Annotated in this window: 13 protein-coding genes; all 13 read left to right on the top strand. The window is 49.3% G+C overall.

All coding sequences use genetic code 11. The annotated features are described in order from the left end of the window. Positions 1–373 (top strand): cysteine hydrolase (locus H5U02_12365; protein ID MBC7343211.1); only part of this gene is annotated, 373 nt, incomplete at its 5' end. A gap of 28 nt (positions 374–401) precedes the next feature. Further along, a complete protein-coding gene (locus H5U02_12360) occupies positions 402–818 on the top strand; it encodes a DUF3842 family protein (GenBank protein ID MBC7343210.1) in 417 nt (138 codons plus the stop codon). After that, positions 811–999: a CooT family nickel-binding protein gene (locus tag H5U02_12355; protein ID MBC7343209.1), complete on the top strand. Its 189-nt coding sequence runs from the start codon at positions 811–813 to the stop codon at positions 997–999. The genes H5U02_12360 and H5U02_12355 overlap by 8 nt, the downstream gene beginning before the upstream one ends. 106 nt (positions 1,000–1,105) lie before the next feature. Continuing rightward, a complete protein-coding gene (locus tag H5U02_12350) occupies positions 1,106–1,870 on the top strand; it encodes a YebC/PmpR family DNA-binding transcriptional regulator (GenBank protein MBC7343208.1) in 765 nt (254 codons plus the stop codon). A gap of 40 nt (positions 1,871–1,910) precedes the next feature. Further along, positions 1,911–2,186, top strand: a complete 276-nt coding sequence (locus tag H5U02_12345; protein ID MBC7343207.1) for a hypothetical protein — start codon at positions 1,911–1,913, stop codon at positions 2,184–2,186. Between the two features lie 19 nt (positions 2,187–2,205). Then, positions 2,206–2,433: a DUF2905 domain-containing protein gene (locus H5U02_12340; protein MBC7343206.1), complete on the top strand. Its 228-nt coding sequence runs from the start codon at positions 2,206–2,208 to the stop codon at positions 2,431–2,433. 33 nt (positions 2,434–2,466) lie between these two features. Next, complete coding sequence (gene queA / locus H5U02_12335) at positions 2,467–3,513, top strand: tRNA preQ1(34) S-adenosylmethionine ribosyltransferase-isomerase QueA (GenBank protein MBC7343205.1); 1,047 nt, start codon at positions 2,467–2,469, stop codon at positions 3,511–3,513. 14 nt (positions 3,514–3,527) lie between these two features. Beyond that, the gene (gene tgt, locus H5U02_12330) at positions 3,528–4,649 is read left to right on the top strand and encodes a tRNA guanosine(34) transglycosylase Tgt (protein MBC7343204.1); all 1,122 of its coding nucleotides are present in this window, start codon (positions 3,528–3,530) and stop codon (positions 4,647–4,649) included. Positions 4,650–4,699: 50 nt separating this feature from the next. Next, complete coding sequence (gene yajC / locus H5U02_12325; GenBank protein MBC7343203.1) at positions 4,700–4,990, top strand: preprotein translocase subunit YajC; 291 nt, start codon at positions 4,700–4,702, stop codon at positions 4,988–4,990. Beyond that, on the top strand, positions 4,990–5,649 hold the full coding sequence (locus H5U02_12320) for an HD domain-containing protein (protein ID MBC7343202.1): 660 nt from the start codon (positions 4,990–4,992) through the stop codon (positions 5,647–5,649). The genes yajC and H5U02_12320 overlap by 1 nt, the downstream gene beginning before the upstream one ends. A gap of 90 nt (positions 5,650–5,739) precedes the next feature. Continuing rightward, positions 5,740–6,990: a protein translocase subunit SecD gene (gene secD / locus H5U02_12315; GenBank protein ID MBC7343201.1), complete on the top strand. Its 1,251-nt coding sequence runs from the start codon at positions 5,740–5,742 to the stop codon at positions 6,988–6,990. Between the two features lie 9 nt (positions 6,991–6,999). After that, positions 7,000–7,863, top strand: a complete 864-nt coding sequence (secF, locus tag H5U02_12310) for a protein translocase subunit SecF (GenBank protein ID MBC7343200.1) — start codon at positions 7,000–7,002, stop codon at positions 7,861–7,863. 71 nt (positions 7,864–7,934) lie between these two features. Beyond that, the coding region (locus H5U02_12305) for a cation transporter (GenBank protein ID MBC7343199.1) at positions 7,935–8,651 on the top strand (717 nt) is incomplete at its 3' end.

Raw genomic sequence — 8,651 nt, 5'->3', positions numbered from 1 at the left:
TTACATTTGCGATCAACATAAAAGTGGCGATGCGGAATTTTCAATGTTTGTCCCTCATTGTATCAAAGGTTCCCGCGGTGGCGACATAATTGATGAGCTTAAACCAGAGAGCAATGATATAGTTATAGAGAAGCGCAGGTTCAGTGCTTTTATGGGGACCGATTTGGATTTGACGCTAAGGGAATTGTCCATAGATGAGATAATTTTGGTTGGCGTATGTACCAACATATGTGTTCTCTATACAGCTGCTGATGCCAGGATGCTGGGATATAAAGTTAGGGTGTTACGGAACGGAGTGGCTTCATTCGACCAGGGGGCCCATGAATGGGCTTTGAGAGAGCTGGAACAGACCTTAGGTTGTTCGGTAGAATAAGCTGTTAACTAGGTGGGTGGGTACCGCCATGCGGATTATGGTAATTGACGGCCAGGGAGGCGGAATTGGTAAGCACCTCACCGAGAAAATTCGCAAGGGACTCGGCCCTGAGGTTGAGATCATTGCCATCGGGACCAATTCAGTGGCAACTTCGCTCATGCTTAGGGCAGGTGCCAACGATGGAGCTACCGGTGAAAACGCAGTTATCCAGAATGCCGACCAGGTTGACTTTATTGTTGGCTCATTGGCTGTGATTGTGGCTCACTCCATGTTGGGGGAGCTAACACCAGCCATGGCTGAGGCTGTCGGTAAAAGCAAGGCCAAGAAAATCCTGCTTCCTATCAATCGCTCAGGCATTGAAATAGTTGGGACCATGGCCGAACCGTTGCCGCACCTTATTGATGCGCTGGTAGAAAGGCTGAGAAAGGAGATGCCCCATGTGTGAAGCCAATGTATACTTGAAGAAAGGGCAAGAAGAAATATTGTTGGTCGAAAATGTTGACCGAGTAGTGCCTCAAGAAGATGGTATCCTTCTGGAGGATATTTTTGGCCGGCGTAAGCTGGTGCGAGCCAAAATCAAGGAAATGACTTTGGTCGACCACAAGATCTTTCTTGAGGAAGTGTGATAAACGTTATCCGAAAGAGGTAGCTCCTGGCCGCAGTTGAAGCTGCGGCTTTTATTATGCTTCCTTTTTGTGCTAGAATTTAAAACGGCAAAGGGAGGTGAATATAGTGTCAGGGCACTCAAAGTGGGCCAATATAAAATTCCGCAAGGCCAAAGTTGATGCCGAGCGAGGCAAATTATTTACGAAGCTTGGGCGGGAGATTATAGTGGCAGCCAAATTGGGGGGAGGAGACCCTGAAAGCAATTTCCGCCTGAAGGCGGCTATCCAGAGGGCCCGCGAGGCCAATATGCCTAATGAGAATATCCAAAGGGCTATTGCCAAAGGAACCGGGGGCATGGAAGGAAGCGACTACGAAGAAATCATCTATGAGGGCTACGGGCCCGCTGGTGTAGCCGTGATGCTCAGGTTACTTACGGATAATCGTAACCGCACAGCGGCCGAAATTCGCCACCTTTTCAGCCGCTATGGCGGAAGCCTTGGCGAGAGCGGTTGCGTTGCTTGGATGTTCAGCCGCAAGGGCTCTTTGACCGTTGATCTGGCTGCTACCAGTATTGACAAGGACGAAGTCATACTGGAAGCCATTGAGGCTGGAGCTGAGGATGTCCAAGAGGATGATAATATTGTCCAGGTGATTACTTTACCGGAAGACCTGCAAGAGATAAGGGAAAAACTGGAGCAGAAGGGCATTCCAGTTCAGCAGGCGGAATTGGCCATGGTGCCACAGACTACTATACCGATTGCGGATGTTAGTACCGCCCAGCAAGTCCTGAGATTCATGGATGCTCTTGAGGATCATGATGATGTCCAAGCTGTTTGGGCCAATTTTGACATCCCCGAGAAAACTATGCACTTAATCAGCGACAGCGCATAGCTACCTACTGTTAGGGGAAAATACTGGCAGGGGGTGGCGTGTGGGCATGCTGATGCCGATTAGGAGATATGGTTACTTCTTGATGGCGGGTGTTGGTATCGTTTGCTTTTTGCTTGGGGCATATCATGGTCGGGTAGCAGTATTTAGCTATGATCGAGACGGCAACATGCAATTAAAGCAGATCACGGAATTGAAAATTGACGACTTGCCTCCTCATTGGGCACAGGATATCAAACTAGGCAGGGTCAAGGTAGACACTGAAGAGCAACTCGGTCAGGTTCTTGATAGTTTGGATGAGTGCCGACGTGATCAGTAAGGAAGCGGAGGTTTGGGTTATGCCACCGCTGTGGGATTCCATGGCCAAGAGCATAGTAGCGATAGGGATTGGCTTAATCGCGCTAGGGCTGATTATGTGGGCATTGGCTCGACTAGGAATTCCAGGTAAACTTCCTGGGGACATCTTGGTTCGAAAAGGGAATTTTACGATCTATTTTCCCATAGTTAGTTGCCTACTGCTAAGCTTGATCTTGACTTTACTTTTTAATGTTTTCTTCCGTCGCTAGGGCGGGTTCGTTCTTGCTGAAGGGATCGCGACAATGGACGTATCGGAGTTTGATTACGAGTTACCAGCGGAGCTAATTGCTCAAGAACCTATACAACCTAGAGATGCGGCCCGGTTAATGGTTATTAACCGGGCCACTGGCAACATTACCCACAGTCGGTTTTCGCAATTGCCTCGGTATCTGCATCCTGGTGATGCCTTAATAATTAATAACACTAAGGTCATTCCTGCCAGGCTTAAAGGTCGCTGGGCTCATACTGGTGGAAAAGTAGAGGTGCTTTTGTTGCGTAAGCTGAGGGCACCCTGTGGCGAGGCTACCAGATGGGAGGTCTTAATCCGTCCGGCGCGTCGAGCTAGACCTGGGGTAGAAATAATCCTTGGTGCCGGCGAACTCAGGGCAGAAGTGGTTGATTTTACCTCGACTGCTGGGGGCCGGATAGTTGACTTTTTTATGTCCGATCAGGATTTTCGTAGGGTTCTAGACCAGATAGGAGAGATGCCTTTACCTCCATATATCAAAAAGGAGATGAATTCTAAGGATAGGTACCAGACCGTGTATGCGCGCTATGAAGGGTCGGCTGCGGCTCCCACTGCCGGTTTGCATTTTACGCCGGAATTATTGCAGCAGATTTCCGATGCCGGCATCCGGATCATTAGCGTTCTCTTGCATGTGGGGGTAGGCACCTTTCTACCAGTTCGCACCGAACAGGTTGAACAGCATTCCATGCATTCGGAATACTACTGGGTGGGCGAAGAAGAAGCTAGAGCTATTAACCAGGTCCGCCAGAACCAAGGGCGGGTTATCGCTGTAGGGACCACTTGTGTTCGGACATTGGAAACTGTCACTGATACCAGCGGCAGGGTTATACCTGGGGAAGGATGGACCGATCTGTTTATTTACCCGGGTTACAGGTTTCGGGCTGTTGACGGTTTGATCACCAATTTCCATTTGCCTCGCTCTACCTTGTTGATGCTGGTTAGCGCCTTCGCTGGCCGGGATCTCATTCGCAAAGCCTACGAAATAGCTATACAGGAGCGCTACCGCTTTTTTAGTTTTGGAGATGCCATGCTAATCCTTTAGGCGGTGTCCATAGGTTGAGTATTGAATTTCGTATTGTAGCTCGTTCCTCTACTACCAGAGCCCGGGCAGGTCGCTTGCTACTTCCTCACGGAGAAGTATCTACTCCTGTTTTCATGCCGGTGGGTACCCAGGGTACTGTAAAAGCGATGACCCCGGAAGAACTCAAAGCCATCGGGGCTAAAATGATACTCAGTAATACTTATCATCTTTTTCTTAGGCCTGGACCCAAAGTTATAGGAGGGGCTGGCGGTCTACATACGTTTATGCATTGGGACTACCCAATACTTACCGACAGTGGTGGCTTCCAGGTGATGAGTTTAGGAGGACTGAGAGAAATCTCCGATGAAGGAGTGCTCTTCCGGTCCCATATAGATGGCTCCTCTCACTTTTTTACCCCCGAAAAAGCTATAGAAGTTCAGGAAATTCTCGGATCGGACATCGCTATGGCCTTTGACCAATGTCCGCCCTACCCGTGTGACTGGGCACAAGTTGAAAAGGCGGTAGTACGGACTTCCTTATGGGCCGAGCGTTGTCAGTTGGCGCACCACCGTAGTGACCAGAGCCTGTTTGGCATTGTGCAAGGTGGGACTTACCTTGATCTGCGGGCGCGGAGCGCAGAAGCCATTGTTAGCATAGGTTTTTCCGGGTATGCTATTGGCGGACTCAGTGTTGGGGAACCGAAAGAATTAATGTATGAGGTCCTTGATTTTACGGTGCCGCTATTGCCAGATGACCGGCCTCGTTACCTTATGGGGGTGGGATCGCCTGATGCGTTAATCGAAGGGGTCAAGCTAGGAATTGATATGTTTGATTGCGTATTGCCTACTAGAATTGCTCGCAATGGCACTGTATTTACTACGTTTGGAAAACTGGTTATTCGCAATGCCCGCTATGCAGAGGACTTCAGGCCACTAGATCCCGAGTGCGAGTGCTATACGTGCCGACATTTCTCCCGGGCTTATATCCGCCACCTGATTAAAGCCAATGAGATATTGGGCATGCGGCTTACGACGCTGCACAATTTGTTTTTTATACTGCGCCTAATGGAGAGACTGCGGCAAGCTATTGTTGAGGATAACCTGGAGCCCTTTGCTGACCAATTCTTGAAAAGGTATATGACGACAGAAAGGGATTAACGCTTGCCTGTCGAAAGAGAATTACTTGTGTAACTGGATAATGGGAAAGGATGGTGTCTTTATTGCCCACGCAAGGTTGGACAGCAACAATTATCTACCTGGTTTTGTTCTTTGCCATTTTGTATTTCCTAATGATCCGGCCTCAGCAGCAGCAGCAAAAGAAGCGCCAAAAGATGCTAAGCGAACTTAAGGTTAACGATCCCGTTATCACCGTAGGTGGCATTCATGGGCGCATTACTAAAGTCAAAGACACCAGCGTCATGGTGCGTATTGCTGATAAAGTGGAAATTGAAGTGGAGAAAACTGGGATAGGTTATGTTGGAGGCAAAGAAGGCGACTAGTGGTAACCCTAACCGAGGTCCAAAAGGATCTTGAAGTAGAAACCTATATAACTCAAGGCAACCAATATTTGAGGGCCATGGGTTTTACTGAGCATGGTCACCGGCATGTCAAACTAGTTTCAAGTATTGCTTATAATATTTTGGAACGTTTGGGCAGCCAAGAACGGGATCGCGAACTGGCTGCCATTGCTGGCTATTTGCATGACATTGGCAACGTAGCCGGCAGACATAACCACGCTCAAGCAGGTGCCTTAATGGCGTTTACGATTCTGCGCCGGCTAGGAATGGACCCCAAAGAGGTCGCCAGAGTTGTGTCAGCTATTGGAAACCATGAAGAAGGGCAAGGGCGTGCAGTCAGCCCGGTGGCAGCTGCCCTGATCCTGGCTGACAAATCTGATGTCCATCGCTCTCGGGTATACAATCAAGATCCGGCCACATTTGACCTTCATGACCGGGTTAACTTCGCGGTGGAAAAGTCCTTTCTTCGGGTAGAGCCTGCCAAAAAGAGCATCACCTTAGAACTATCTATTGCTACCAAGATCAGCCCGGTAGTGGAGTACTTCGAGATTTTTTTGAGTCGCATGCTAATGTGCCAACGAGCTGCTTTAGTTTTGGGTTGTCGCTTTGGGTTAGAGGTTAACGGGAATAGACTTTTATAAGTATTATTATTTAGCAACACGCTGCCTGATTGAGCCGGTAAATGCGGAGCTGTATAATAGGTGCAATAGTGCAAGTTGAGGGGGAGAGATATGTACAGGGGGAGTCTAGGCCGGTTACTGGTTGTAACGGCCGCCATTATCTTGGCCGGAGTATTAGCTACCGGGCCTATCCTGAGGCATATGAATTTGGGTTTAGACTTGCGAGGAGGCGTGCATGTAACTCTGCAGGCTAAGGAGACCCAGGGAAAGCCGGTCAGCGCAGAGGATATGAGCCAGCTACAAGCGGTGATGCGGGAGCGGGTTGATCAGCTTGGGGTTAGCGAACCAATTATCCAGCAGGAAGGCGCAAACCGCCTCATCGTAGAGCTAGCCGGGGTAAAAAACCCTGATGAAGCAGTGAAGCTCATTGGCAAGACAGCTCTTTTAGAGTTTCGAACCGAAGACAATCAAAAGGTCATTTTAACCGGCCGGGATCTCAAGACAGCTAAGGCGGTCTTTAACCAGCAAACCAATAAGCCGGAAATTGCTCTGGAATTTAACCCGGATGGCACCAGGATTTTTGCCCAAGAAACTAGGCGGTTGGTACAGCAGTACCCGGATGAGAGAGATCCCAAGCGAGTTATAGGGATTTACTTGGATGGTCAACCCCTAACTACGCCCACAGTCCAGCAGGAAATACCCGATGGGAAAGCGGTCATTACGGGAAACTTTACTTATGATGAAGCTGCCAATCTAGCCGCGCTCCTCCGGGGTGGCGCTCTGCCTGTAAATGTGGAGATTATAGAGAAGCGGACCGTCGGTCCCACCTTGGGTACTGACTCCTTGGCTAAGAGCCAGATTGCCGTTGTCGTAGCTTTGATTGCGGTAGCTCTGTTTATGATTGTCCTCTATCGGGTTCCGGGTGTAGTAGCCGATCTATCCTTAGTGGTTTATGCGCTGATTGTACTAGGGGCGTTGGCCCTAGCCAAAGCTACCCTTACTCTTCCTAGCATTGCGGCTTTGTTACTTTCAGTGGGCATGGCGGTGGATGCCAATATTTTGATTTATGAGCGATTAAAAGAGGAACTGCGACGGGGCAAAACCTTGAGGGCAGCGGTAGACGCTGGTTTCCGGCATGCGTTTCGTACCATTCTAGACTCTAACGTTACTACCGTATTGGCCGCCCTGGTCTTGTGGTACTTCGGTAGCGGGCCCATTCGCGGATTTGCGGTGACGCTGACCATTGGTATCGCCGCTAGTATGTTTACGGCAATTAGCCTCACTAGGTGGTTATTAGGGTTGGTTGTAAGTACCGGTCTTTTTAAGGATCAGCGGTGGTATGGCGTAAGGGAGGTATCCTAGTTGGATTGGATGGGCAAACGTTGGCTCTGGTATTTAATCTCGTTGTTACTAATTATACCCGGGTTGGTTTCAATTGGAATCCGGGGATTTAACTACGGGATTGATTATACCGGCGGTAACTTAATCGAGATCCAATTTAAGCAAAGTGTTTCGGTGGGCCAGGTTAGGAGCCAGCTAGATCAGCTGGGTCTCCACGGTAGCTCGGTACGAGAGGCTGGGCCCAACCGCTTTCTGCTTCGCACACCGGAGCTAACCGAGGAGAGGAGTAAAGAAGTAGTCGATCAGTTGCAGAAAGCATTTGGCCAGGCGGATATAGCTCGTAATGAAAAAGTGGGAGCTACGGTTGGCGGGGAGCTGACCCGCAAAGCCCTCTATGCTTTAGCCATTGCCTCCGTTCTTCAAATTATCTACATTACCATCAGGTTTGAATTCTACTTTGCCGTTGCTGCTATCCTGGCCCTGCTTCATGATGCCTTAGTTGTAGCCGGTGTCTTTTCCCTGTTTCAGGTAGAGATTGACGGAACGTTCGTGGCCGCCATCCTAACCATTTTGGGGTATTCCATAAACGACACCATAGTTGTATTTGATCGCATCCGCGAGAATCTGCAAATAAGTAAGCGCGAGTCACAACCCAGTATTGTTAACAAGAGTATCAGCCAGACTTTATTCCGTTCCATCAGCATCTCATCTACGGTAATCCTAGTTCTAATTGCCTTGTTGACTTTGGGTGGGACTACTACCCGGGTTTTTGCCCTAGCTATGCTGATTGGGACCATAAGCGGTACTTATTCGTCCATTTGCGTGGCCAGTCCCTTATGGGTTGACCTGCAGCGTCTCTTTGGAGAGACCCGCCAAGCAGCTAAGGCGGTTTAGTAGGCCACAGAACCTCTCAGGGTTAACCTCGGTCTTACCGGGGTTATGTTTTGGATACAGGGGCGTTGGGTATGGATGCAAAAGCCAAAGCAGCTCGATTATCGGTTGGGAGTAATTCTCTGTTAGTGGCCCTTAAGATTGTAGCTGGGTTGGTATCAGGTTCCATTAGCGTTATGTCTGAGGCCATCCATTCAGGGATCGATCTGCTGGCGGCAATAATTGCTTTTTTTTCGGTTCGGTTGGCCAGCAAACCAGCAGATTCGGAGCATGAATACGGCCACGGTAAGGTCGAAAATATCTCGGGAACGGTGGAAGCGGTCCTTATTATTATAGCTGCCATATGGATCATAGTTGAGGCAGTAGCTAAGCTTTTGGGTCGGCAGACGGTCAGCATGCCTACCTGGGGCATTGTGGTTATGACCATTTCGGTGGTTGTCAACACCCTCGTTTCCCGCCACCTGTTCCAAGTAGCCAAAGCGACAGATTCGGTTGCTCTAGAAGCAGATGCTCTCCATCTCAGCACCGATGTCTATACCTCCCTGGCGGTGTTAGCGGGGTTAGTCATTATCTATTTTACCGACTGGCATTTTATTGATCCCTTGGCAGCGATAGGAGTTGCTGTGTTGATTGCTAAAGCAGCCTGGGATATGACTAAAGAAGCTTTTTTGCCGTTGGTGGACACCAGCTTGCCAGCTGAAGAGGAACAGGCCATCATTGGGATCATAGAAAGGTACTCTGCTAACTATGTCGAGTTTCATCGGTTGCGAACCCGCAAGGCGGGATCGGAA

The sequence above is a fragment of the Clostridia bacterium genome (genome assembly GCA_014360065.1).
In the GTDB taxonomy this organism is placed as follows: domain Bacteria; phylum Bacillota; class DSM-521; order Neomoorellales; family JACIYF01; genus JACIYF01.
Note: the sequence above shows the minus strand (reverse complement) of the source record. Positions and strands in the feature narration are given on the sequence as shown.

Coding starts and splice junctions, on each gene's coding strand:
- secF (MBC7343200.1), top strand. CDS start 7,000: ATGGGCAAACGTTGGCTCTGGTATTTAATCTCGTTGTTACTAATTATA.
- H5U02_12360 (MBC7343210.1), top strand. CDS start 402: ATGCGGATTATGGTAATTGACGGCCAGGGAGGCGGAATTGGTAAGCAC.
- H5U02_12340 (MBC7343206.1), top strand. CDS start 2,206: ATGCCACCGCTGTGGGATTCCATGGCCAAGAGCATAGTAGCGATAGGG.
- yajC (MBC7343203.1), top strand. CDS start 4,700: ATGGTGTCTTTATTGCCCACGCAAGGTTGGACAGCAACAATTATCTAC.
- queA (MBC7343205.1), top strand. CDS start 2,467: ATGGACGTATCGGAGTTTGATTACGAGTTACCAGCGGAGCTAATTGCT.
- H5U02_12355 (MBC7343209.1), top strand. CDS start 811: ATGTGTGAAGCCAATGTATACTTGAAGAAAGGGCAAGAAGAAATATTG.
- secD (MBC7343201.1), top strand. CDS start 5,740: ATGTACAGGGGGAGTCTAGGCCGGTTACTGGTTGTAACGGCCGCCATT.